Origin of the sequence: Vibrio sp. Vb0304 (genome assembly GCF_033338995.1) — a bacterium.
Classification (GTDB): domain Bacteria; phylum Pseudomonadota; class Gammaproteobacteria; order Enterobacterales; family Vibrionaceae; genus Vibrio; species Vibrio alginolyticus.
On sequence record NZ_JAWOTT010000001.1, the window covers coordinates 71,900 to 97,464 of the forward strand.

Consider the following 25,565-nt stretch of genomic DNA (forward strand, 5'->3'; position numbering starts at 1 on the left):
ATTTCTTGTTACTCATCGCTGTCACGGTGCCCCGATTGGTTTTCCGGGGAAGAAAACACAGCACCGTGCGCTTTGTGCTCAAGAAATTGGAGATTAACCTTGCTTACGGATTAGGTAGTCAAATGCGCCTAAGCTTGCTTTTGCACCTTCACCCATCGCAATGATGATCTGTTTGTAAGGAACGGTTGTTGCGTCACCGGCTGCGAACACACCTTCTAGGCTCGTATCGCCACGGCTACCGACCTCGATTTCGCCGCGCTCAGATAGCGCTACTTCTGAATCTTTTAGCCATTCTGTGTTTGGTACTAGACCGATTTGAACAAAGATACCTGACAGTTCAATCTCTTTGATCTCATCTGTGTTGCGGTCTTTGTACTTCAAGCTTGTTACGCGAGTACCGTCACCCACGACTTCTGTTGTTTGCGCCATCGTGATGATGTCTACGTTTGGTAGTGAGTTCGCTTTGTCGATAAGCACTTGGTCTGCGCGAAGTACGTCTGCAAATTCAAGAACCGTTACGTGTTCTACGATACCAGCAAGGTCGATAGCTGCTTCGATGCCTGAGTTACCACCACCGATAACTGCGGTTTTCTTGCCTTTGAACAGTGGGCCGTCACAGTGTGGGCAGTACGCGACACCTTTGTTGCGGTACTCTTGCTCACCCGGAACGTTCATTTCACGCCAGCGTGCACCTGGGCTTAAGATGACACTCTTACTTTTCAGCGTTGCGCCACTTTCAAGCTGGATGTGAATCAAACCATCTTCTGTGTGTGCTGCGCCCATTAGCTTCTCAGCTTGTTGCTCAGTTACTACGTCTACGTCGTATTCTTTTAGGTGTTCTGCTAGGTCAGTTGCTAGTTTTGGACCTTCAGTGCGTTTTACCGAAATGAAGTTCTCAATTGCCATGGTGTCCATAACTTGACCACCAAAACGCTTAGCAACAACGCCAGTACGAATACCTTTACGAGCGGCGTATAGAGCAGCTGCGCTACCACCAGGGCCACCGCCGACAACAAGTACGTCGTATGGGTCTTTTTCGCTTAGTGCTTTCGCCGCTTTCTCGCTCGCGCCGTCATCCACTTTGTTTAGGATTTCAGTCAGAGACATACGACCTTGACCGAATAGCTCACCGTTCACGAATACGCTTGGTACTGCCATGATGTCGCGTTGTTTCACTTCATCTTGGAACAAACCACCGTCGATCATGGTTGCTTTTACTTTCGGGTTGATCGCCGCCATCATGTTGAACGCTTGAACCACGTCCGGGCAGTTTTGACACGACAGTGAAATGAAGATTTCTACGTCTAGATCTTTGTCTAGCGCTGCGATTTGCTCAATCACTTCTGGTTCTAGTTTGATTGGGTGACCGCCAGAATGAAGCAGTGCCAATACTAGAGAGGTAAATTCGTGACCCATTGGCAAGCCTGCAAAGCGTAGTGCTGTGCCTTTTGCTGGGTTAGTTACCGCCATCACTGGTTTACGTGCGCTTGCGTTGTCGTCACGTTCAACGGTGATTAGGTCGCTCATCTCTGCGATTTGGTTCGCTAGAGACAAAATGTCATTCGATGCTTTGCTTTCATCTAGACTAACCACTAAACGAACTTCTTCTTTTACATTAGCCAGATATTGTTTGAGTTGTTGTTGGATCGCTTGGTCTAACATAGTTGTTACTACCTTAATTAAAACTAAAAGTGGTTACTGTAGATAAAACCTGAGGGGGAGAGAGCAAATCAGGCAGAAGGTCGTCAAGGTATCTAACCTGAAGTGCTCTCTAATTCAGTTCTAATCAGAAAAAGGAAATCGGGAACTGATTAGAACTTAAATTTCAGTGGCTTAGATTTTGCCAACTAGGTCTAGTGATGGAGCTAGTGTCTCTTCACCTTCTTTCCATTTAGCTGGGCAAACTTCGCCTGGGTGCGCTGCTACGTATTGAGCTGCTTTCACTTTGCGTAGTAGGTCTTCTGCGTCACGACCGATACCTTCAGCAGTGATTTCCATTGCTTGGATAGTACCTTCTGGGTCGATTAGGAACGTTGCACGGTCTGCAAGACCTTGACCTTCACGCATCACACCGAAGTTGTTTGTGATGTTGCCTGTTTGGTCGCCAAGCATGTAGTACTGAATCTTACCGATTGTGTCTGAGCTGTCGTGCCATGCTTTATGAGTGAAGTGTGTGTCAGTTGATACTGAGTAAACTTCTACGCCACGTTTTTGAAGCTCTTCGTAGTGGTCTGCTAGGTCGCCCAGTTCTGTTGGACATACAAACGTAAAGTCTGCTGGGTAGAAGAAGAATACTGCCCATTTACCTAGAACGTCTTGTTCTGTTACTTCAACGAATTCGCCGTTTTTGTACGCTGTAGCTGCAAATGGTTTGATTTGAGTATTAATCATAATTTACTTTCCTTTGAATGTTTTAAGCTGAGCTGTTGTTGCTTTCGGAAAGTATATTCTCATCGGAGTGTGTTTAAGGAAAATCGCTTGTAGCTATCCTATTGATAGCCATTTCCTATTTCACTTGATAGGGAAATCTGATGTAAGTGGGTTTGCTTTGATAGGTTTTATTGAAGATGAAGGCAGAGTAGCAATAGAGAATACCGATGATTACTTTGAGTAGATCTTCTAGCTAAGATCGAAAGAGCCTGCATCTCGGCAGGCTCTTTCTAATAGGAAGTGGGGAAGCGGATGCTTTATTTTGTTAGCTCAGATTGTCGAGCACTTTGCCACACAACTTCTTCAGCATGATCATTTCATCTAGCTCTAAGGTGATTTTACACATCATGGCGTTTGGCACTGACTTAGCTTGCTCTTTAAGGGCACGACCTTGCTCGGTTAGATTGAGTACACGAACGCGTTCATCAGTTTCACTTCGGCCGCGCTCTACATAGCCTTTTGCTTCTAAGCGTTTAAGCAGCGGTGTGAGTGTGCCTGAGTCCAAATGCAGTTGTGACCCCAATTCTTTCACACTGGCACCGTCTTTTTCCCACAGCACCATCATCACTAAGTATTGCGAATAGGTCAGATCAAGCTCATCCAACAACGGTCGATAAGCTCGGATCACCGCATTTGCTGCGCTGTAGAGCGGGAAGCAAACTTGGTTTTCGAGTAAGAGTTTATCGTCGTCGGTCATGGTGTTGTCGGTGTAACACTGGCTCATTGGTGTTGCCTACCTGCTTACAGAGAAAGAGAGTTATAAAATAAATTGTGCACAATATAGTTGCAAACTATCTTCACTTCGATATAAGATTGCAAACAATTAAATTGTGCGCAACTTAAATTAAGAAGGACACTCGCATGACTACTCTATACAAAACTCAAGCTACCGCTTTGGCTGGTCGTAATGGTCAAGTAAAAACAGATGACGGTCTTCTCGATCTAGAGCTGTCATACCCGAAGGAAATGGGCGGCACAGGCGCAGCAACTAACCCAGAACAGCTTTTCGCAGCGGGTTATTCAGCGTGTTTTTCTAACGCGATTTTGCACGTAGCGCGTGAAGGTAAAGTAAACCTGAAAAGCGCACCCGTGACAGCGGAAGTGGGTATCGGTCCTAACGATAACGGTGGCTTTGCACTAACAGTGAGTCTAGCGGTAGAGCTAGACATGCCAAAAGAACAAGCGCTAGAGCTAACGCGCATTGCACACCAAGTTTGCCCATATTCAAACGCAGTTCGTGGCAACATTGATGTGGCAGTAACGGTAAACGGCGAAGCAATTTAAGCGGTTCTTATCACTGCACAAAGACAAGAAAGCCTGCAAGCACGCAGGCTTTTTTTGATTGGTATGAGTCGAGAATACTTAACGCGACTCTAGCGGGTAAGATCGGTAGCTCCACATGCCGTAAGTACGCAGTGCATCGCGGTAGATACCAAGCAGCTCGCTATCGCTGGCTTTGGCTAAGTCTTTCAGTGGCTTGTCTGGGTAGCTTACGGTGTCAAAAGTGATGCCTTGTGGGCCAGTTTGCCAGCTTGCGATTTCAAACAAGGTTTGACCACGACGTACGTGGCTCGCTGAGCTGATGATGGTTGCGTGTTTGATGTTATGACGCGCCAACGCGTAGCTGCTGAATAGGGCGTTACCTACCGTGCTGGTGGCGTAGTTTTCTTCAATGATGCGATCTTTGCTGATGCCTTTTTCAATCAGCCAATCTGCCATTAATTTGCCTTCGGTTTTGTGGTTCTTCGGTACGCCGCCCGTCAATACGATCAACGCGTCTGGGTTTGCCTTCGCCATGGCTAGCGTGGTTTCCAAACGCTCAACCAAGATCTGGTGCATAGAACCATCAGGGTTCAGCGCGTATCCCAATGTGACGATTGCGCCTTTGTCATCCAGTTTGCCTTTGTCGGCTTTCTCTTTTAGTGGCGTTGCAAGTACGCGGTCTACGGTGTCGAAGATGCGTTGGATGTCTGCCGCTTTACCTGCATTGAGCTTCGTGAGCGTCGCCATGTGTTTCGCTGATTCCGCTTGGTTGCCCTCAAAGAGTTGCCATACCGCTAAGTAAGCGTGCAAATCCACATCGTCTGGTGCGACCGAAAGGGCTTGTTCGAACAGTTCAATCGCGCGGTCTGCATTCTTGTTGTAGATCTGCGCGTTTGCTGCAGAAATCAGCAGGTCAGTACGATATGGCTCAAGTTTGTAGGCTTCTAGTAAGCGGTCGGTAACAATCTCCATGTTGCTCGGCATTTTGGCGGTAAAACCCGCATGCGAGATACGCGCAGGGGATTTGAATGCTTGTACCGCGTCATTCAGCAGTTGGTCGACAATCTGACGTTTGGTGACGATTTGTGAGTAATCGGCGGAAGATTGGACGGCAGCATCGTTAGCCGCGATAGAGTATGGGGCAGCAGTCAGCGCAATCACGCTACCAAGAGCAATGGCAAGTAAGTTCTTCTTCATGGAATGTCCTAGAGGTGCTGTAGTACCTAGTTTTTATTGTGCCTAGCGTTGTAGGTCGAACGGGGTCGATAGAATTTTTTCAGTCTAGGTTCGCTTCATGAATAATCTGTGAAATGAATCCCAACTCAGCCGAGCGAATGAATGCGCGTGGCCAAAACGCGAAGTAGGATCACGAAAATACTGAGGTATTCGTTCGTGTTCTAAGTAATTGGATTAAAAGATAAACAGCGTTTGGAAGAACGAATTTAAGCAACCAGAGTAAGAAATGAAAAAGCCTGCAACGATGCAGGCTTTTGGTTTATTTGATGGCAGTGCAGAAGCTAACGTCTGCATGGTGCGTTTGTGGGTCGAAGCTGTGGTAAAGCTCGAAGCAAGGACGGTCGTCGTTCTCAATACCGGATTCAATCACTTTGCTCATGACATCATCCCACGCTTTTGAGTATTGGCTTGGGTCAGTAATGTGCTGGCGCATCACCGCATATTGACCGCCGGGGAAGTCTTGCAGCTCAATGCCTTTGGGAACTTCGGTATCTTCTGGCACCATCAAGCAGATATCAGTGCGACACTTCTCGTCTGGCGTGATTTCTGGATTGTCATGGTAGATGAAGATGCAGGTATTGCCTGCCAAACCTTTCATTCCTGCCCATTGATACAGGCGACCTGATGGCTCTTCATAGCCTTGGCCGTAAGGGCCGTTTACGCGAATGTAAGCCAGTTTAGCTTTTTCAAAGTTTTGCGTTTCCATTGTCGTGCTCCATTTGGTGAGTTCAGAGCCAGTATATGAATCGCTTGGTGTTACTTCGTTTCCATTCTTGCGCAACGTGTGTCCAATCTTGCTGTTTCGTGCTAATTCAGAAAATTGCTGATAGTTTTCGCAGTCACGAAAGGCCGTAGGTGTAACGCCATAATGTTGTTTGAAGGCTTTGGCTAAGCTCTGTGAGCTAGAAAATCCGTACTCTAGGGCAATGTTCAATACTGGTTGCTTGGATTTGAATAAGTCATCGGCGGCGGCTTCTAAACGTAAACGTCGAATGAAGTCGGCCAGTGTTTCGCCTTGCACGGCTTTGAAGGTGCGATGAAAGTGATAAGGGGAAAGGTTCCCCAGCGCGGCCACTTCTGGCAGGTTGAGTGGCTCATTAAAGTGTTGTTCTAAATAACGAATCACAGGAACCAGTCGTTGGTGGTAGTCGACGCGCATCGGGGTATTTCCTTGTTCTGTTCAGCTTGTTTTCTCTGCTCAAAGCCTACCGCAATCCAACAAGCTTGCAAGGGAGCAGGGTGAGAAATGCGTGGCGAGATGCGCGTCAATCAGTCACACTCAACTAACAGATGTTTAAGCAAAAACGTTGCGCTTATTATCTTTACTAACCGCTAGGACAATCATGATAGCTTGGAAACACACTCTGCCAGAGTACGAATGGCTCATTCATCAAGTTTGGTACTTGGAAGTGCCAGAGGGTGAAGTCATTGACCCCAAGCCGCACCTTATTCCAAACCCGCGTGCTCATTTACTCTTTACGCCACCAGAGCAAGGCTACAGCTACGACACGGGAGACACAAAGCTTACTGGCAAAGGCTGCCATTTATTAACGGCTAACGAACACTTGCTGCTGTTGGAAGATACGGCTCCCATCAAGCGTATTGGTATCACCTTTCGCCCAGAGGGTTTGTATGCCATTGAGTCACTTTTTAGTGATGTATCTCAAGTTAGCGCAATTAACCAATGCGAATGGTTTGATTGGCTCAGCGCGGCGTTTGATGAGCGCTTTCAACAAGGTCTATGGCAGTTAGAGTTGCAAGATTCACCGCAATGTTTGCTGAACTACATCAAACAACATCTAGATGCGTTAGATATCGAACCTTGCCGTACCAAACCGTTTTTGGCGTCACAAAAAGCGGTATCCGTGATGGACGCTCAAGCATTACGCTCACCTGAGCTAGCGATGGATATTGATGAGATAGCCAAACAGTGCGCTTGTTCTCGCAGAACACTTGAGCGCAGTTTCAAGCAAGTGGTGGGGTTGAGTGTTAAGCAGTATCAACAAATGGCACGTCTGGAGCAGATGATTTTGACCCTCTACAAGCAACAAGAGGCGATTGATTGGGCGAGCTTCTCACAGCAATTTGGCTTCAGTGACCAATCGCATTTGATTCGTACCCTCAAACAGCAGCTAAGAAAAACGCCGAGCAAGTACTTGAAAAAGCGCGACTTAACCATCGATATCTATGGCGATTTTGAGTCGTGATACATTGCTACTCAGCCTGAAAGTTGTCGCAAAAATCCAATTTTTCTCTTATTCGCTGGGCTACTATTTTCAGCAGATAACGAGGTAACACATGTCATATCAAAAACTAAAACAAGGCGAAGCCATCCCATTTAATGAATCTTTGACGATCCAACTGATTCAAGGCTCTGATCTACAAGATATTTTCGAGATGTTGAACGACGATAAGGTCAATCAGTATCTGTTCTTCGCACCTGCTGACAACAGCCTGTATGAAGGTTTCTTTGGCCCTATTATTGAAAATACAGCACAAGCGATTAGAGACAGTGTCTGGCCAGATAGCCCAACGTTCGTGATTCGTGACCAGCAAAGTCAGTACATGGGAATGTGTGCGGTGACCGCAGTGATGTTCTTAACTGGCAACTACGAAGTAGGTTATCAATTACCTACTTACGCATGGGGCAAAGGCGTTGCGACTCGCGCTTGCCAAATGATGACCGAGATTGGCTTTACTGAGCTAAACGCCCATAAAGTCAGTGCCGATTGCTACGCTTCTAATGTTGGTTCTTACAAGACGTTAGAGAAAAATGGTTTTACTCAAGAAGGCCGTCAGAAAGACTACTACAAACTAGAGCAAGGCTTTGACGACAAGCTTTACTACGGTATGACCGCAGAACAATTCGCGTCTTTAAATCGCTAATAATTAGCTGACAAAAAAGTAGCTAACAACAACGTAGCCAACAAAAAAGGCCGTTAACCCACATGCTCGGGTTAACGGCCTTTTCTATATTCAGCGCTAAATGGCTAAGACTTAGTTGCCTTGGTTTTGGCTTTGAAGCTTCTCTTTTGCTTCTTCAACCTTTGAGAAATCCAATCCCAACTCGTCTACGGCTTCTTTGATTAGCGCAGGGTTTTGCATCACTTGCGCCATCAGCATTTGTAGCTTGTCTTGTGGCAAACCTAGTTGGCTGATGGTTGCCATTGCTGCGAGCGGGTTTTGCGTCAGAGTCTGGAAGATTTCGTTGATCTGTTCATCGCTGATGTTGTTCTCTTTCAGCAAGGCGATAATTGGGTTCATCATATTTCCTTTCAATCAGTGTATGACTTGGTTGCCAGTATTTGTTCTAGCAGAATAATTGGGGCTCCCGCGCAATATTTCAATACCCTGTTAGCTCCATGTAACCCGTCCCAGAATGAGAGCCATCAATACGCACCGGGCCTTCCCAATAAGGCACAGAAAGGGGCATTTTTGCGTTCGGGTTGAGTGCAGAAACCGTAAGCTCAATTTGCTGGTTCGTAATCGACACTCGCCACTGGGTTGGATACTTTCGCCCTTGGATTTCTGTTTGCTTGGTCGCCTTTAACTGAATGTCTTTTTGAGAAATGGCGATGCCAGCCCCATCTTGCTGCATCAGCCTTGCGCTGGAGTAACTGGCTTGACCGGTTTTGGAATCCCGCAACTGGAACACCACCAAGCTGGTGTCGTCACTCAATCTTAGGGCAAACCAGTCCCAGCCTTGTTGTGAGTCGAGTAAGAATTGCGAGCTCCACTCTCGGTCTATCCAGCCTTTGCCCGACACTTGATGGGTTTTGCTGTCGATCGTGACTTCACCGGAGACATCAATAAACGGTTGGCTGTAGTAATACGAAGCCACCTGACCATCGGCGCTTTTGGTGCTGTACCCTTGCTCTCCTTGTTTTTGATACGGTGCGCTGCTGGTAAGAGTGAGCGAATAGCCAAACTGTTCGGAGTTTGCATTCAATGTGGCAGGGAAGAGATCGGTGGTTGAAGAAGTCCACTGCCAATCATCGAGATAAACCCGAAATGGTGAAGTGTCGACGCCAGCGAGAGAGGCTTGATCGCGCGACCATTTTTCATCGGCGTAGTGTTTGTCTGCGGTCGTCACTGCGCTGTGCGCCATGTAGATTTGTTGAGCTTGCCATTCGGTTTTCTTCACGTCATCTTCGCCCGTTGGCGGCGCAGCAGCAAAGCGAAACTGTGTCCACTGGACGCCAAGTGGAGTGCCATCTTCATCAATTAAGTTAGCGGTTAAGTACCACCATTCATGACGAAAGTTTGGGTGTGCTTGATGGTCTGCAGGGAAGGTGAGTTCAATCCCTTTTTCTACGGGTGTGAATAAGTTGCTCTCGCTTTGTGTATCTCCACTGCCCAGCAACGTGCCCATATTTTGCGTGCCCATATTTTTTTGTTGGGCATCTTCACAACCGAATAGGAATAAGCTGCTTATGAGTAGAGTAAGCTTGCTTGCCAATCGAACCATCACAACACCTCGCTTTGCAAACTGGATACGACAGGCTTACTGACCAATCGCCACAGCGGAATCAAGGTTGCGATCACTGCCACCAAGATGGTGATTGCCGCAATGCTCAGCGCATCACTCCAATTCCACAGATAATTTAAGCTCCAACCAAAAGCGCGCAAGGTGACAATATCTGTCAGCACATATCCCACCATGGCTCCTAAAGGTAGGGCAATAACCAGCGTAAAACTGACTAAAGCGACGATCTGTCCGACCACCATGGTCATTAATTTACGACGGCTGACGCCAAGTGCATACAGCCTTGCAATAGCGGCTTTACGCGCGTCGAGTAACATGAAACAAGCACTGAACAAGCCAATCACCGCGACCATTAAAGTCACACCGTTGAGTGCGCGGGTAATGGCGAAGGTCTGCGAGAAAATATCCAACGCGATGGATTTGATTTGCGCCTGATCGTAGAGCTGATTTGGGTGCAGATTCAATTGCTCGCGCAGTTGCTCGTAGACGATTTGTGGGTCACCCGAGACTTTAATACCAAGGCTTGTTGGCAGGTCGGTAAAGCCACTCTCTTGCCATAATTTGGGTGCTAATAAGACTTCACCGTTGGGTGAGCCGTAATCGTGGAATACCGCACCCACAAGCAGGTTCTTATCTGGAACAGCATCAAGCGTGAGCTCGCTACCCAGTGATAAACCCAGTTTGACCGCAGTAGGTTCACTGATCGCGACTAACTTACCTTGATAAAAGCGTGACCAGAAGTTTTCCAAGTGCGATTTGAATACCATGGTTTGTTCTAAGGTGTCTTTGTCTTTGGTGCCAAGCAAAATCGGTAAGCCTTGCAGGTTATCGTCGACGTAGTATTGCTTGTAGACGGTCTCAACCTTATCGAACTGCCCTAATGCGCGCTCTACATCAGCGATTTCTCCTTGCGCAGGGCTGACGTAAATATCGGCGTGCAGCCTTTGTTCTAACCACTGTTTAAGGGTGGATTCAAAGCTGCCCACTAAGGTGTTCATCCCCATATTGGCAGTAACGGCGAGTAGCAGTGCCATCATGGCGAGAGAAAGCGGAGAAATCAGCTCGCGCAGCTCAGCAAACAGATACTGCATCAAACCGGAACTGGTGCGTTTTTCACACCAATTGGCTAATACGCTGATTGTTTTGGGTAGATACAAAGGAATCGACACCACAAGCACGCCGAGCCACGCCATGGTAAATCGGTGGTGCTCACTCAGCCATAAACCCGCAAGCGCAAGAATCGTTAACGCAGCACCTATCAAAAACAATTGGTTTTCGTTAGAGGCTTCAGGTGCTTGATAAAATCCGCCATGAGAGGAAAGCGGTTGGCGCACTCGCTGTTTAAAGTGCTGCCAACATGCCAATAGGGTGGCGGCTAACGTGAGCAGCAATGCTTGCGCCCACCATTGCCACTGCCAAGTGCCGGGCAGCAGTGTTGCGCCGTAAAGTTGTTCTAAAGTCAGTGCTACGGTCGGGTGCAGCCAATGGCTGAGCTGTATGCCCAACACAAAACCGAGGGAAGCACCGATGGTAACCAGAATCGTGAGTTCAACTAACAGCGCAGAGAACACAATGCTCGGCGCAACGCCCGCCTGTTGAATCTGCACTAACAGCCGATTGCGTTTCAGCAAGCTGTATTTTACGCCGTTGTAGGCAATGAACAGCCCGACTAAAAAGGCAAGTAAGCTCATTGCGGTGAGGTTGAGGTGAAAGCTGTCGGTCAGCGAACCAAGGTCTGTACTTTGGTTATTGGAAATCCATTGCCCTTGATCGCTAATCAGCTTCTGCCAATTTGCCTGCGTGTCTTTATCCCCTTTATCACCCGAATGGAAAACTGCAATGTAACTGAGCTGCCCTTGTTTATTGAGCAGTTGCTGGGCAAAGCCAATGTCCATCAACATTCGGCTACCTAACTGCCATTCGTCTGGTAGCACCACCACTTGGGTTGGAATGTCATCCAGAGTTAGGGTTTCTACTTCCCCTAAGTTTTGATGTTGAGATTGGCTCATCATCACGATCGGCTTACCGGCCAAAAGCTCAGGTAAAGGTAAAGCACTGTCGAACAAAGACACGTTTTGTTGGTTTTCTGACGAATAGCGCGAACGTGAGGAAATTGCGGCAATCAACTCACTACCTTGCACTGACCAGCGACGCCCTTGTTCGTCTCTCACTCGCCCTTCGATTACAGGTAGTGCTGCACTGAGCCCGTTTTGTCTAAGGGTGAAATAAAGAGACTCGGGCAGATAGTTTTGCCCTGCTGGTGGAATAATTAAGTTCTGAGCTTGTGCGCTAAGCTGCTCGGTAGATTCCGCATAACTTCGTTTGGCATTGAGGTTGATGGCTTGCACCGCAACGAATAAGGTCACAGCCAACACGATACCGATCAGAATCGCGGCGGCTTGCAGTGGCGCCTGCCGATAGTGCGCTGCAAACAGATTCAGGGCGAGTCGAGTATGAGTGAATCTGGTGTTTGATGGCTTAGTTTGCTTCATGGTGAAGCTCATGTTTGTTTACTTGATGGCTGTTCTGTAGCTGACTGTTATCCAATCGCAGCCGTGCTTTCATAAATTCAGCGCATTCATGGCTGTGGGTCACCAAGAGCACGGCGGTATTGCCTTGGGTGGTGATTTCACTGAGCAGTTTCATCACTTCTAACCCTGCTTTTTGGTCAAGGTTACCTGTGGGTTCATCGGCGAGTAGAAGCTTAGGTTTGTGTGCCAATGCACGTGCGATAGCGACTCGTTGCTGTTGACCGCCGGAAAGGGCAGAAACATGTCTGTCGAGAAGTTGGCTGATGCCTAGAGTCTCGACCAAATAATCGCACCAGTCGTTCCATTTCTTTTGATTCAAATGCAGAGGGAAGGCGATGTTTTGCTGCACGTTGAGCGGCGTTAATAGATTGAATTGCTGGAAGATAACACCGAGTTTTTGGTGTCGAAATCGGCTCCATTGTGGGTCTTTCCAAGCCGCCGTGTTATCGCCATCTAACCACAACTCACCATCGGAAAGCGGCTCAAAGCCAGCGATGACATTGAGCAAAGTACTTTTGCCGCTGCCACTTGCGCCCGTCAGCGCAACACTCGCTCCTGTGTTCAACGTGAAGTCGACGCCTTCCAACACGCGATGTGTCTCTTTGCCATCAACAAAGCTTTTGCTGGCGTGTTTGAGTGTGACAAGTGGGCTTTCCATTTCCTCTCCCTGTATTCAAAAGGTGTCGTTTCTTTTGGCAATCACTATTGCAGTTATGTCTCTAGAAACTTTAGACAACAATCAGATAAAAACAGCGATTTACATCGAGTTTAGGGTCTGTTGACCTTTCGAGCTGATTTTTGCAGCGAATTGTTGGGTGTTTGTGCAAGGCAGAAGCTTTGATGTGTAGTTAGCCTACATGAAAAAGCTGATAACGCAGGAGAAATGACCAACAAACGCTGCCCAAAGGGTTCGGCTAAAATCGTTCTATGCTTTGTTAAGGAGTATTTACTTAGAATGCTAGGCTACACACTCCTTGCCTCGCCTAAAACGATTTTATCTCGAACAAAACTTAATCTCGAAAGATAAACAGACCCTACTTTGTACTGAAAATAAGAGGGAAGAGATTAAATGAGGAAGGGATATGACAGGCATTAAAAAAGCCCGAGTCAAACTCGAGCTTTCAAAGATATTCAGCGTGGTCAGCTTACACGTAGTACGCTTCAACTTCGCCTTTAAGTTTGATTAGCATTGGGTTACCGAAACGGTCTTTTGCTTTAGGAGAAGCAATTTTCACCCAACCTTCGCTCACGCAGTATTCTTCTACGTCTGTGCGCTCTTGGCCGTTGATACGAATACCGATTTGGTGCTCGAAGCATTCTTTGATGAAGAATGGGCTACGTGGGTTACCCGCTAGGCGATCTGGTAGAGCTGGTTTAGCTGTGTCTGTCATTTTGTGTGACCTAAATTCCGTAAAAAGTGCGCTATTGTAGTCAGTGCACTGTATGTGTTCAAGATATGTTGAGAGTGGATGCGTTGTTTAACTTTCAAGTACCGCCTATAACCCCTTTAAATACTGCGCGTTGGCTGTTGGTTGAATCATGGCATTCAGCGTTTGGACGGCTTGTTCACTGTGATCTTCAAGTAGAGCTAAGAACGCGTCAATCAACTCAGGTTTGCTTGCTGAGACTTTTGTTTCGGTCTGGATATCACACAGATCGATCAACACATCGGTAAACAATTGCGGCAGATCGTGCAGCACTTGCAGGTTTAAGATGTTGTGCTCGCTGTAGATTGAATTGTGGCTGCCTTTTTGTTTTTGCACCAAGTAAGGATTGTCTTTTAAGTTGATGATAGACGTGCGTTTATCACAGCGTTTCAAACAACTTTTGTTGACCTTCACCTTACGGCATCCTTCGGTTTGTTGAAACAAACATTGGCGGCTCGTGAGTAGAGTGTTCGGGTGATAAATGCTGTAGAAGCTGCGCATGTTTTTCGGACGCTTTATGTGACGCACCTGCTTCATATTCAGCTCGTTAGAAACAAACGCGCCACTTGCCGCGAACTCGTCTTGAAGGCATTTAAACGCGTATGAGTTCACCGTGTTCAGTTGTGGGCCTGCCACCCAGCCTAAGCCGAGCTCTTTTGCGATCATGCCGACACCTGAGTTGTTGGTGATCAACAACTCAGGTTGGATGGTTTCCAAAAATACGCGCGCGGCGTGGTAGTCTTCGCCAATCAAAATGGCTGGGAACCAAGGTTTGAGCATTGGGTTGGCTTGGAACAATTCAATCATCGCGCTCAGTTCACCAGACAATCCCATTGGCAATTGATAGTAAACATCAACGTCGTGGTATTCGCACAGCATGGCTTCTTGTGCTGACGAGATCAGAACCGATAATTTTGGCGCACCTTGGCGAGGTTCTGGTTGAGGTAACGTTGGCAGAGTTGGCACATCAATCGACCCTTTCAAGCTGCTGCCGGATACTTGTGTTGAAGTGACATCGAACGACTTAGTTTGCTCTGCCACTTTCTCAATGATCGCGGTTTTGTCATCGTAGAGTTTCTTTTTCACCGCTTGTACATCATCAGCAGACTGGCATTGGTAAACCTTCGAAAAATGCTTTACAGCATGGTCGCGCGGGTTGTCGATGTACATCGCCTTGCCGAAATCACCTTGCAAAAATGCGTTGGAGAAATCACGGTTGAACACTGTGTATAACTCTGTGGTGTCTTCAGAGAGTTCCAAACCCTCGCACAAGCGATCAATCTGTTTACGCCAGTTATCGACCACGGTGTACACGTAGTGGGATTTCTTAATGCGGCCTTCCACTTTCAACGAATACACACCCGCATCAGCAAGCGCTTCCAAGTCCCCAAAGGCGGAGTTGTCTTTCATATTGAGTGGGTAGTTGTTGCCTGTTTTGGTCGTTTCGTACTGTTCGCGACAAGGTTGGCTACAGCGTCCACGGTTACCTGATGCGCCATTGCGAGCGGAACTGATGTAGCAAATTCCGGAGAATCCGATGCAGTATGAGCCGTGGACAAACACTTCCATCATTACGTTGTGCTCGCGACCAAATTGCGCCAGATGTTTTATCTCACTGATGTTAAGTTCGCGAGATAAGTTTACTCGGCTTGCGGTGAGCTGGTTGAGAAAGAGGATTTGGCCTTCGTTATGCGTGTTCAGTTGCGTTGAAGCGTGCACATCCAAATCGGGAAAGTGATGTTTGAGAATGTAGGCCAGACCGAGATCTTGTACGATCACGCCATCGATTTTGGTGGTGTTCAGTTGGCTGAGCAAGCGAACAATCGCTGGAATTTCACTTTCTAAAATCAGCACATTCAACGTTAGGAAAATCTTACAGCTGTGCTGATGGGCCAACGTTAACACGCCATTTAAGTTATCTAAAGTGAGGTTGGTCGCTCGGTTACGAGCATTGAAGCGGTCGAGCCCACAGTAAATTGCATCGGCGCCAGCGGCAATGGCGGCTTTGATGGAATCTAAATCACCACCGGGTGCTAATAACTCAAATTGATCGCGTGTCACTACTTTTCTCTTTCTTACTAAAATAGGCTGCAAATGTTACGTATTTCACGCTTTTGATGCTCAGCTAGTTAACGCTTTATTAATCTGAATCAATTAATCCGTGTTACACGGTCGACTCTTGAGTGGGTAGAGTGCAATTCGCGATAGCGGAATTTGACTTCTATAGTTTTCCTACACTTGGTTTTTCTATATCTAGTTTTCGACTCAGAGAGAGGAAGGGACGACAAATGAAAAAAGTAATCATTGGGTTGGTCGTGGCGTTGACGTCATTGAGTGCATTGGCTGGGGAGGGTGTGGTAACCGTTGCGAGCACGCATTCAGCAAAAAATACGGCGGATAAATTTGTCGCTATCGCGCAAGAAAAAGGGTTGAACGTCTTTGCGCGCATTAACCATCAAGAGAATGCCACGAAAGTCGATATGACGTTGCGACCAACCGAAGTTATCGTGTTTGGAAACCCTAAAGTAGGCACGCCACTGATGATCTGTGCGCAGGAAGTGGCGCTCGATTTACCCCAAAAAGTGTTGGTGTATGAAGATGATGAAGGCAAAACGTGGTTAGCTTATAACGATCCTATTTATTTAAAGCAGCGCCATCATATTGAAGGCTGTGACGAGGCATTGAACAAAATCAGCGGCGTGCTGGGCAATTTAACCAACGCGGCGGCGAAGTAGGGCTGGTTATTGGCTTCGCTTTTTTTACTCCGAAAACGAAAAAGCCAACCTCACAAGGAGGTTGGCAAATCTTACCTAGATTGGGGGAGGTAAGATCAGGAGGTGGCGAGTACGCTGTGCACTTTTGACTTAATTGAGTCAGACTGCGTGCCGAAAATCGCTTGTAAACTGTCGCCAATCACTAACACATCTCGCGCGCCAAGTGCTTTTAGCTTAGCAACATCAACGTTAGCGATGTCTTTCACCGAGACACGCAGACGAGTGATACACGCATCGACTGACTTAATATTGGCTTTGCCGCCCAATGCAGCTACTACATCCACCGCAATTTCATCAGGCTCTCCGGTAATCTTCACTTCTGCAATGTCGGTTTCACGACCCGGCGTTTTCAGATCCAACTTCACAATTAGGAAGCGGAACAAGCCGTAGTAGAGCGTCGCCCAGATTGGACCGATGATGATGAACATCCACGCGTTGCTCGACATTGGGTAGTAAAGGAAGAACTGGATCGCGCCGTGCGCAAAGTCAGTACTGTGTTTGATTTCCAAAAATGCGGTGATCGCAAACGCAATACCAGTTAGGAAAATATGGATCACGTACAGCACTGGCGCGACGAATAGGAAGGTAAATTCGATTGGCTCTGTGATACCAGTTAACCAAGAGGTCAACGCCGCAGACATCATCAAACCGCCGACGATTTTCTTACGCTCAGGAGACGCGCAGTGGTAAATCGCCAATGCCGCTGCTGGTAGCGCCCACATGGAGTACATAAAGCCACCAGACAGATAACCTGCGGTTTTATCGCCCGCGAAGAAGCGAGTGAGCTCACCGGTAAACTCTTTGCCGGTTTCTGGGTCTACATAGCTGCCGACTTCAAAGAAGAACGGCGCATTCCAGATGTGGTGCAAACCAACCGGGAGTAGTGAACGTTCGCCCGCGCCGTAAACCGCCCACGCGAGTACAGGGTTTTGGTACGCTGCCCAATGAGAGAATGCATCAAGAAGTTGTCCGACAGGTGGCCATGCAAACGCGAGAATCGCACCAACGACGATCGCCGATAGACCGGTGACAATGGGCACAAATCGCTTACCCGCGAAGAAGCCCAAATATTCCGGCAGTTTGATGTTGTAGAAGCGGTTGTACATGATTGCCGCCACCGCACCGATAAAGATGCCGCCAAACACCCCGGTTTGCAGCGTCTCAACGCCCATGATCGTGGCGTCAGTTTCTAGGCCGCGCAGGCCAGTCACGATACCGAGCGATGCGTTCATAATAATTAGGCCAACTAAGCCTGCGAGCGCAGCCGCACCGTCATTGCCTTTTGATAACCCGAGCGCCACACCGACCGCAAACATCAACTGCATGTTGCCGAACACGCCTTCACCGGCGGCGAGCATCACTTTGTTGACCGCGTCTGGAATAAACGCAAAACCCGCGTTACCAATACCCAGCATCAAGCCAGCCACCGGTAACACCGCCACAGGCAGCATCAACGACCGCCCTATTTTTTGTAGTTGTCCAAATATACTTGCAAACATGGTTTCCTCCTGACGAATGCCAGTGTTGTAGGACCTGATTCCTTCAGGTCATGTTGTTTCACGTAAGGTCAGGATGATCATAGCGAGCAAGGCGGCGCCTAAGGTTACAAAAGGCAATCAGTTTGTAAGTGGCCGCTTACAAATCTCTTACACCGAGAAGTGAAAATTGCAATCGGCTCGATTGTGCATGGGCGTTTAAGAATGCATCATATTGGCCAGCGCCAAACTCAGGGGCAGGCACAGGGACGGACACAGGGAAAGTAGGATGGAAAACAAGCAGATACTGGTCGTCGATGACAACCTCGACCTTCGCGAAGCGTTGTCGGATTACCTTGGCCGCGCAGGGTTTGAAGTGCTTTGCGCGGAAAACGGCGGCGTGATGTGGCAACTGCTCAACGATCACCATCCTGATTTGATCATCCTCGATATTATGATGCCCGGTGAAGATGGCTTTACCCTGTGCCAGAAACTGCGCAAAAACTCCGATATCCCGATCATCATGCTGACCGCCGTCACTGAAGAAGCCGACCGAGTCGCAGGGCTAGAAATGGGCGCTGACGACTACATCACCAAATCATTCAGCCCGCGTGAACTGCTCGCGCGCATCAAAACCATTCTGAGACGCAGCCAATCGACCGCCAATAGCAAACTGACGCGTAAAGTGCGTTTTGACGATTGGTTGTTGGATACCGTAACCCGGCAACTGACCCACATTGCTAGCCGCGAGGTCAAGCAACTGAGTGGCGCGGATTTGTCGCTGCTCGGTTTGTTCGTCAACCACGCGCAATCAATATTGTCTCGCGATGACATTGCGCGCGAGATCTGGGGACGCGATGCCGACCCGTTTGAACGCGGCATTGACGTGCAGATCAGCCGCTTGCGTCATCACCTTGAAGATAAAGACCGTTCGCTGCTCCTAACGGTGCGTAACAAAGGCTACATGCTGACCACGGACGTGCACTATGAGAATTAAACGCTGGACGGGATCACTGGTCGTTCGCACCAGTGTGTTCCTGTTGCTGGTGATCATTCTGGCGCAGGTATTATCCGGGATTATCTGGTATCAACACGCCAGCGAACGCGATAAAGAGGGCCTGACCACCACAGTCAAAAGCTTAGCACTGAGCGCTTCTTCCACCATCGCTTTCTTTCAAACCCTCCCTTCTGAATATCGCCACTTGGTGCTCAATCAACTGCGCAACATGGGCGGCACGCGCTTTTTCGTCTCACTCAACAATCACCAGATTGACGTCGACCCACTGCCAGAAAGCGAACGCAAAACGTTGGTCATCAACCAAGTTCGCGAGGTATTAGAAAGCGAGCTGAGCGGCATTCCTAATATCGAGGTGGAGTTCACCCAGCGCGACAAACTCAAAGTGTTCAACAACGAGCTACCTATCGACGAACTGCCGTTATTGTGGGCGCATTATTCGCTTTCGTTTGGTGACCTCAATCCGCCTATTCTGGTGATGCAGGTCGAAGTCGCACAGAACGAATGGTTTTATCTCGCGGCGGTGCTACCCGCGCCTTACATCAACCTAGAGACTAACTATTTTGAGCTGCGCCAATGGCTCACGCTATTACTGTCCGCGCTAATGCTGTTGCTGTGTACCTGGTTTATCGTTCGTAAAGAAATTCAACCCATTCGAGAGCTGGCAAAAGCCGCAACCCTGATGTCGAGCCGATTAGACGTGCCCGAAGTCTCTGAGCGCGGCAGTAACGAACTGAAAGCGGCGGTACGTGCGTTTAACAAAATGAACCGACGCATCGACAGCCACATTAAAGACCGCGAGATGCTGTTCAGTGCCATTTCACACGATCTGAAAACGCCTATTGCTTGCCTAAAACTACGGGCGGAAATGCTGGATGACGACGCCGACCGAGAACGCTTTATCCGCCTGAGTAACGACCTAGATTTGATGGTCAAAGGCGCATTGCAATGCATTAAAGAGACCGATATCCACGAGGAAATCGAGCCGATCAATTTCACCCAACTGATTCAGCACATTTCCGCCAATATCGCTGATGCGCCGGACACGATTCGCATCCACGGCGAAATCCGCACCCACTTTGCTGGTAAACCGTTAGCGATTAAGCGCTGCATTCAGAATTTGGTCTATAACGCGCTCAAATACGGCCATCAAGCGGACATTACGCTGAGTGAAAGCCCAGAGTCGATCCAGATTGAAATTGAAGATCACGGTGACGGTGTTGACGATTTATTACTTGAAAAGCTCTGCCAGCCATACTTCCGCGCTAGCAACGATAAAGAAGGCAGTGGGCTGGGGTTAACCATTTCACAGAGCATTGCAAAGGCTCATGGCGGCAACTTGTTGTTGAGCCATTCTCAGTTTGGCGGCCTCTGCGCCACGCTTATTTTCCCGAGAGACTGACTATGAACAAACTGGCATTCTTGTTCCCACTGTTGCTCGCCCCTTGCGTCGCTCACGCTGAGTCGCCACAAGGGGTAGAGTTTTTACATTGGTGGACTTCTGACGGCGAGCAGCAAGCGCTGCAAACACTCAAAGCTCAGCTAAAATGGCACGATATTGAGCTGCTGCAAAGCCCGGTGTTAGGTGGTGGTGGAGACAGTGCGATGACGGTACTGCAAGCTCGCGCGCTGGCGGGCAATCCACCAAGCTTCGCGCAAATCGAAGGGCCAAGTATTAAGGCGTGGGACGCCATCGGTATTTTGCACAACGTCAACGCGGTTGCCGATGAGCAGCGCTGGGACGAGGTGCTCTACCCACTGTCTATCGAAATCAATAAAACACAAAACGGCTATATCGCCCTGCCACTTACGCTGCACCGTTTGAACTGGCTGTGGGTCAACCACAAGCTGCTTAAACAACTGAATCTATCCGCGCCGAAAAACTGGCAAGAGATGTTCGCCGCCATGGAGCTTGCTAAGCAAAATGGCATTGTACCGATCGCGGTTGGTGAGCAGCCGTGGCAAGTCGCCCAACTTTTCGAGAACTTAGTGATCTCCACTGGCGGCGTTGAGTTCTACACCAATGCAATGGTTAAACTTGAGCGAGACAGCATCGACAGCGATACCCTGCGCCAAGCGTTGACGCAATTTCGCCGCCTGAGTTTGTTGATCGACAACCAATTGCCCGACAGTAAGTGGGATACGGCGACCCAAGCGCTAGCCGACGGTCAAGCACTGTTTCAAATCGGCGGAGATTGGATTTTGGGTGAGCTGCTCGCCAATCAAGTCTCGGTTCCGCAAGAGGTCGGCTGTTACCCAACGCCTGACAGCGATGGTGTATTCCTCTACAACATGGACAGCTTGGTGTTTATGTCGAGCAAGTCGTTTTCTGCCGAGGCTGCTCAGCAAACCGCAAGCGCGCTGGCAGACGTCGAGTTTCAAGCCAAGTTCAATAAGGTAAAAGGCTCGATTCCGGTACGCACCGATATCGACATCAGCGATTTTAATCCGTGTCAGGTCCAGTCATATCAAGATTTTCATTACGGCGTTAAACACAACCTCGCTGTGCCGAGTATGATTGATTCGATGGCGGTCAATCCGGTTGCTCAGCAAGCGATAAACTCGGAAATCTTCCGTTTTTACCGCAATCCCAAGATGGAACCCGACGAGCTGATAAAACGCATTATTGCTATTTCGCAAAGCGGTTAATGGCAATGAATTTGTGCTGAGATGGAATAAAAAAGCCCCAATGATTGGGGCTTGAATGAAGCGAAGTATGCCGTTTAAAAATAGTAGAAGATCGGCGGTTCATGCATCAAGAAGTTTTGATGGGAGATGTTCCACGCATACGCGCCCGCTAAGGTAAACACAACATAATCACCAATATCGACGTGGGCGACGTGTTGATTGCGTGCCAGCACATCTTTGGGCGTACAAAGCTGGCCGACAAAGGTCGCTTGTGCATGCTGAATTGGGTGAGAAATCTCATGGTGTTGCTCGCTTTTCAGGATGACGAATGGATGATCATGGCTCTGCGCTGCTGGCGTGCGGAAATGGTGGGTTCCTCCGCGCGCGATGACAAAGTTTTCGCCAAGATTTTGCTTAATATCCAGCACTTCCATCACGTAATAACCGCATGCCGCTGTGATGAACCGTCCGCATTCAAAACGCAGTGTCCAATCTTGAACTTGCTCTTTAGCGATGAGGAATTCCAACTTGTCGCAAAACTCCATCCACGGAAAGTGTTGCTCAGGGTTTTGGTAGTTGATGCCCATGCCGCCGCCCAAGTTGATCATTAGCTCACCGAGTTCGAACTCCTGCTGCCACGCCTTCACGACTTGGAAATAGCGCTGCATTAACGCTAAGTGGCGTTCAACATCAAGCTGATGCGACATCAAGTGAAAATGGAAGCCTTTGAGTGACACTTGCGGGAAATCGCGCAGCAACATCAAAGCATTGCTCAGTTCGGACTCGTCCAAGCCAAACGGAGTCGGCTTGCCGCCCATTGCCAACTTGCTGAGCGTGATGTCGCCAATATCGATGTTCATACGCAAAAAGATCGAAGCAGGGCGGTTGAGGCGCTCGGTTAGCGCACCAATGCGTTGCAGCTCAGTGAGGCTTTCGACGTGAATCGCATCGACATCAAGTTCAATCGCTTGTTGCAATTCACTTGGCATTTTTCCTGGGCCACCGAAGATCAATGGTTTATCGAGTTGTTGCTGGTGGAGGTGTGCCAACTCCCCGCCAGATGCCGCTTCAAAACCATCGACATACGGCGCGAGCGTTTTGAGAATCGGGCCCGATGGATTGGCTTTAGCTGCGTAAAATAGCTCGACATTTTTCGGCAAAACGTGACGCAGTTGTTTGATGTGTTCTTCTAAGGCGCTTAGGTCATACACGTACGCGCACAAGGGTTGACTTTGCTGCCGTGCGAGCGTGTGAACTTGTTGGCAAACGTGTGTCGGTAGAGAGAGTGAATTAGACATGTTGCGATCCTTTTTCGTGTTGCTGCCAAGGCGCGGCGACTTGGGTATAGCCCGACTCCTTATCGGCTTTTTGCATCAAACGCGTGGTGAAATTATTTTTGCTTGGGAAGTGACCGCCATTTAGCAACGTTTCTAGTTCCGGTTGTTTTCCATTCACTGATTGCCAATGCACAATGGCACTTTGCACCGCATTCCACAGCGTTTGCTCTAGTGGCTCATCACCTTCTGCGATGAAGAAAATCGCTTCGCTGATGTTGTTGATAAAGGTGCAGTATCCGATGCGATTCCAGCCTTGTTCGCGACTGTAGTAAACCGATTGTCGTGCGCGTTCAGACAAGTCAGTTAATGTTTCTGCTGGCCAGAACTCCGGCAGTAATTTAGTGCCTTCCAAATCACGAATCCAAACACAACACGGCATCTCTTGCTCAAAGCCAATCAGGGTGTTTTGCAAATGCGGCTCAAACGCCACCCCGTGTTTGAAGTAGTAATTAAATACGCCCGGGATCAGGCAATGCAAATAGCGTTCAAACCAAAGTGTCGCGATGTCGGAATAGCGATTTTGCGTAGTACGCGCTTTGTTTTTAAGGCGTTGAGCAATGCGACTGTTGCCGTTATTATCGTAAGCAAACAGAGCGCCAGCGAGGGTTGGTTTCAAGATGTCGACTTCGCTCAGCGAGAAATTTTCGCGATACAAAATCCCAAACGATTCGCGTGCTTTGGTGTTGTCGTCCCAGTTGTGCTCAGCGACACTTTCTAGATTCAACGTGGTGGCGTAAGGCTCTGTCATCACTTTAAATACGGGGTTGTGCAGCTGTTCGCTTTCTCTAATTGGTTTGAGAATCGACGTGAGTTGCACGGCGCTGTCGAGTTCGTACCACGCGTTTTTGCGCACGCAATTGGTTAATCGTACGTTGATGGAGAATTTCGCAAACCAGTCCATGTCAGGGTGGTAGAGGGTACGAACTGAAGAGGTCGGCTGCATCTTTTCACCACCTAAACCCAGTGGCGTGATCTTGCCTTGTTCAATGGCGCGCTTCACGCTTGGGTTACTCAAAATGGTGTAGCTTTCCCAAGGATGACAAGGGTAGAGGGTCTTCCCATTGCTGGTGGCGTGTTGTGGCGCGAGCCGTTGTAGCATGCGCTGCGCAGGGTTAGCTTCTCCGTCGGAACTCAGCACATCAAGTAAGGACGTATCCACTTCAAACCAGTACAACGGGACTTGCGCGCCGACTTCTGGAGAAAACGCCAAGAGATCATCCATGGTGACGCCCGAACGACTTTTCGGGGTCGGATGGAAAGTATGCCCCCAAATCAGAGATTGTTCCGAAGCGATAAATTCGTTGTGATGCGATTTGGGCGCGACGTTGAGAAACTGCTCGGTAACCAGCACGCTATTTTCCAGTTGTTCGATCAGCTCATGGTTAAACGGGATAGCCAATACCTGCTTGAGATAGTTAAGCAAAAGCGTAAGAGTTTGCGTGGCATCCAATTTCGCCCAACCAGATCCCGGCATTTTCGCCCAAGGCAGTTCTGCCAATTTGATTTTGCCCAGTTTGCTCGCGTAGTGAATCGGCAAAACCAACACGCCATTTTGTTGAGAAAGATGAACGGCTATCCGCTGTTTAGCGGGATAGTTGCGTTTTAACGTTTGGGGTAGCGATGTCGATTGGTAGTGCCATTCCACTTGTTGATTCGGTAGCGCAAATTCACGTAAGTAACAATTAAGAACACCCATTATCGTGTTGAGTTGGGCTTTCTCACGGTTGAGCTGCACCTCATGCGCGCGCAACTCGCTAGTCTGAGAGGATTGAGTTTGTAACATGTTGATTTCCAAATTTTGAGTGGAGAACCAGCGCGATCAAGGTGATTACGCTGACTATCGCAGAAAGTAGGAAAGGAACCTCAAGTAGCCCCAAGCTAGAAATGAAAGAAGCGCAAAATCCCGCTGCCACGCCACCCCATTTGGACATGGCATCAAAGCGAGAAAATACTTTGCCACTGAGTTTGCGATCCAGATTGCTCGCAAGATGCTGATGCAATCCGTGATAACAACACACCATCGCGATGCCGAAGATAATTCTCGCAGCAATGAGTGCGGTTTCGGACGCAATCAAATGCAAGGCAGAGCTCACGGCAAGCAATGCAAACCCAAGCCACAACGTGCGCAGCGGTTGATGGCGATTCAACCCATCTGACAACACGTGAATTTTTCCTGCCAGCAACAGATAGACGCCATGCGGCAGTGCGTACAAAAAACCGATCCATGCGTGGTTAGTGATGCCATATTGCTGCACAAACGGCGAGAAATAAGGAAAGGTCACCACCATAGAAAACGCAAACCCGAATTGAGCAAAGAAGATCCAACGAATGGCATGCATTGCGTTTTTCTGTGCAACCGGTTTTTCTTGCTGAGGTTCTGAGTTTGGCTTTTCGAGGTTTTGGTCGGCGGGTTTATCCGCTGGCAGTGTTAGCGTGATGCCCATCGCAATCAAAGGCAAAACGCATAACCAAAGGTACGCGTTGAGCGGGTTGGTCTCTGACAAGCTCCAGCCGAGCCCAATAGGCGCAACGATCAGCGCCAAGCGAGCAGATAGTTGGGTTTTATTGAGTGACTTGCCGAGTGTTTTGGCTTCTTTAATTTGACTAGATAAGTAGCTGTTCGAGGCGGCCATGGTGCCGCCAAAGGTTCCTTGAACAATAAGACCAAACACAAACATGGCGAGGTTGTCTGCCAAGCCGCACAGCGCAAACCCTGCTGCAAGGCCAAGTTGCGCACGCAAGAGTGAGCGGCGGCGACCGTAGCGATCGGCAAAGTTGCCCCAAAATCGCGCTGCCAACGCAGTACAAAACGTAGGTAGGATAAACAATATCCCTGCCCAGTCCGCATCAATGCTTGCGCCTAACGTTGGCAACACGACGGGTAGAAATAGCGGCATACCTAACGCGGCAAACGCAGCGATAAAGTGGCACAACAACACACTGTAGATGAGTTTGGTCATAAT

The 25,565-nt window shown here is 48.6% G+C and carries 22 protein-coding genes; 7 read left to right on the forward strand and 15 right to left on the reverse strand.

The annotated features are described in order from the left end of the window. Nucleotides 1–93: 93 nt before the first annotated feature. The 3 genes from ahpF to R7P35_RS00325 form a co-directional block, all read right to left on the reverse strand. Entirely contained in the window at nt 94–1,662 is a 1,569-nt protein-coding gene (ahpF, locus tag R7P35_RS00315; protein WP_005374617.1) for an alkyl hydroperoxide reductase subunit F, read from the reverse strand. 171 nt (nt 1,663–1,833) lie between these two features. Then, nucleotides 1,834–2,391, reverse strand: coding sequence for an alkyl hydroperoxide reductase subunit C (gene ahpC / locus R7P35_RS00320; RefSeq protein ID WP_005374632.1), 558 nt, complete (start codon nt 2,389–2,391; stop codon nt 1,834–1,836). A gap of 304 nt (nt 2,392–2,695) precedes the next feature. Further along, nucleotides 2,696–3,154, reverse strand: a complete 459-nt coding sequence (locus R7P35_RS00325) for a MarR family winged helix-turn-helix transcriptional regulator (RefSeq protein ID WP_045484297.1) — start codon at nt 3,152–3,154, stop codon at nt 2,696–2,698. 137 nt (nt 3,155–3,291) lie between these two features. Between R7P35_RS00325 and R7P35_RS00330 the strand changes: the two genes are divergently transcribed. Then, nucleotides 3,292–3,714 (forward strand): organic hydroperoxide resistance protein, encoded by a 423-nt coding sequence (locus R7P35_RS00330; RefSeq protein WP_042522254.1) that lies wholly within the window; start codon nt 3,292–3,294, stop codon nt 3,712–3,714. 78 nt (nt 3,715–3,792) lie between these two features. Here R7P35_RS00330 and R7P35_RS00335 read toward each other — a convergent pair whose 3' ends face one another. Beyond that, a complete protein-coding gene (locus tag R7P35_RS00335) occupies nt 3,793–4,890 on the reverse strand; it encodes a YdcF family protein (protein ID WP_054576542.1) in 1,098 nt (365 codons plus the stop codon). Between the two features lie 298 nt (nt 4,891–5,188). Then, the gene (locus R7P35_RS00340) at nt 5,189–6,088 is read right to left on the reverse strand and encodes an AraC family transcriptional regulator (RefSeq protein ID WP_054576543.1); all 900 of its coding nucleotides are present in this window, start codon (nt 6,086–6,088) and stop codon (nt 5,189–5,191) included. 184 nt (nt 6,089–6,272) lie between these two features. On the opposite strand from R7P35_RS00340, the gene R7P35_RS00345 reads away from it, so the two are divergent. Together R7P35_RS00345 and R7P35_RS00350 are read left to right on the forward strand one after the other, a co-directional pair. After that, nucleotides 6,273–7,136: a helix-turn-helix domain-containing protein gene (locus R7P35_RS00345; protein ID WP_169628472.1), complete on the forward strand. Its 864-nt coding sequence runs from the start codon at nt 6,273–6,275 to the stop codon at nt 7,134–7,136. Between the two features lie 91 nt (nt 7,137–7,227). Next, nucleotides 7,228–7,815, forward strand: a complete 588-nt coding sequence (locus R7P35_RS00350; protein WP_064355004.1) for a GNAT family N-acetyltransferase — start codon at nt 7,228–7,230, stop codon at nt 7,813–7,815. A gap of 111 nt (nt 7,816–7,926) precedes the next feature. On the opposite strand, the gene R7P35_RS00355 is transcribed toward R7P35_RS00350, so the two are convergent. From R7P35_RS00355 to R7P35_RS00380, 6 genes are all read right to left on the reverse strand, one after another. Then, nucleotides 7,927–8,193, reverse strand: coding sequence for a DUF2999 family protein (locus R7P35_RS00355; RefSeq protein ID WP_004746427.1), 267 nt, complete (start codon nt 8,191–8,193; stop codon nt 7,927–7,929). A 79-nt stretch (nt 8,194–8,272) separates the two neighbouring features. Continuing rightward, the gene (locus R7P35_RS00360) at nt 8,273–9,397 is read right to left on the reverse strand and encodes a lipocalin-like domain-containing protein (protein WP_158155563.1); all 1,125 of its coding nucleotides are present in this window, start codon (nt 9,395–9,397) and stop codon (nt 8,273–8,275) included. Next, on the reverse strand, nt 9,397–11,907 hold the full coding sequence (locus R7P35_RS00365; protein WP_205391315.1) for an ABC transporter permease: 2,511 nt from the start codon (nt 11,905–11,907) through the stop codon (nt 9,397–9,399). Before R7P35_RS00365 ends, R7P35_RS00360 begins: the two co-directional genes overlap by 1 nt. Beyond that, nucleotides 11,894–12,604 (reverse strand): ABC transporter ATP-binding protein, encoded by a 711-nt coding sequence (locus tag R7P35_RS00370; protein WP_054576548.1) that lies wholly within the window; start codon nt 12,602–12,604, stop codon nt 11,894–11,896. Before R7P35_RS00370 ends, R7P35_RS00365 begins: the two co-directional genes overlap by 14 nt. Before the next feature lie 487 nt (nt 12,605–13,091). Next, on the reverse strand, nt 13,092–13,337 hold the full coding sequence (locus R7P35_RS00375) for a DUF3297 family protein (RefSeq protein ID WP_025768686.1): 246 nt from the start codon (nt 13,335–13,337) through the stop codon (nt 13,092–13,094). Between the two features lie 105 nt (nt 13,338–13,442). Continuing rightward, nucleotides 13,443–15,434, reverse strand: a complete 1,992-nt coding sequence (locus tag R7P35_RS00380; protein ID WP_064369561.1) for a U32 family peptidase — start codon at nt 15,432–15,434, stop codon at nt 13,443–13,445. A 227-nt stretch (nt 15,435–15,661) separates the two neighbouring features. On the opposite strand from R7P35_RS00380, the gene R7P35_RS00385 reads away from it, so the two are divergent. Beyond that, nucleotides 15,662–16,108 (forward strand): DUF302 domain-containing protein, encoded by a 447-nt coding sequence (locus R7P35_RS00385; protein ID WP_033906624.1) that lies wholly within the window; start codon nt 15,662–15,664, stop codon nt 16,106–16,108. A 95-nt stretch (nt 16,109–16,203) separates the two neighbouring features. On the opposite strand, the gene ptsG is transcribed toward R7P35_RS00385, so the two are convergent. Next, nucleotides 16,204–17,646 (reverse strand): glucose-specific PTS transporter subunit IIBC, encoded by a 1,443-nt coding sequence (ptsG, locus tag R7P35_RS00390; RefSeq protein WP_081886422.1) that lies wholly within the window; start codon nt 17,644–17,646, stop codon nt 16,204–16,206. A gap of 265 nt (nt 17,647–17,911) precedes the next feature. On the opposite strand from ptsG, the gene R7P35_RS00395 reads away from it, so the two are divergent. From R7P35_RS00395 to R7P35_RS00405, 3 genes are read left to right on the forward strand one after another with little or no spacing between them, the layout of a single operon-like run. After that, complete coding sequence (locus R7P35_RS00395; protein WP_017634509.1) at nt 17,912–18,619, forward strand: response regulator; 708 nt, start codon at nt 17,912–17,914, stop codon at nt 18,617–18,619. Then, complete coding sequence (locus tag R7P35_RS00400) at nt 18,609–20,039, forward strand: ATP-binding protein (protein WP_213904658.1); 1,431 nt, start codon at nt 18,609–18,611, stop codon at nt 20,037–20,039. The genes R7P35_RS00395 and R7P35_RS00400 overlap by 11 nt, the downstream gene beginning before the upstream one ends. Nucleotides 20,040–20,041: 2 nt before the next feature. After that, nucleotides 20,042–21,286: an ABC transporter substrate-binding protein gene (locus R7P35_RS00405; RefSeq protein ID WP_182038144.1), complete on the forward strand. Its 1,245-nt coding sequence runs from the start codon at nt 20,042–20,044 to the stop codon at nt 21,284–21,286. A gap of 74 nt (nt 21,287–21,360) precedes the next feature. On the opposite strand, the gene R7P35_RS00410 is transcribed toward R7P35_RS00405, so the two are convergent. The 3 genes from R7P35_RS00410 to R7P35_RS00420 are packed head-to-tail and all read right to left on the reverse strand — an operon-like array spanning nt 21,361 to nt 25,562. Then, complete coding sequence (locus tag R7P35_RS00410; RefSeq protein ID WP_213904657.1) at nt 21,361–22,563, reverse strand: type III PLP-dependent enzyme; 1,203 nt, start codon at nt 22,561–22,563, stop codon at nt 21,361–21,363. Continuing rightward, nucleotides 22,556–24,385 (reverse strand): IucA/IucC family protein, encoded by a 1,830-nt coding sequence (locus tag R7P35_RS00415; protein WP_213904656.1) that lies wholly within the window; start codon nt 24,383–24,385, stop codon nt 22,556–22,558. The genes R7P35_RS00410 and R7P35_RS00415 overlap by 8 nt, the downstream gene beginning before the upstream one ends. Then, nucleotides 24,357–25,562, reverse strand: a complete 1,206-nt coding sequence (locus R7P35_RS00420) for an MFS transporter (RefSeq protein WP_213895986.1) — start codon at nt 25,560–25,562, stop codon at nt 24,357–24,359. Before R7P35_RS00420 ends, R7P35_RS00415 begins: the two co-directional genes overlap by 29 nt. Nucleotides 25,563–25,565: the final 3 nt, after the last annotated feature.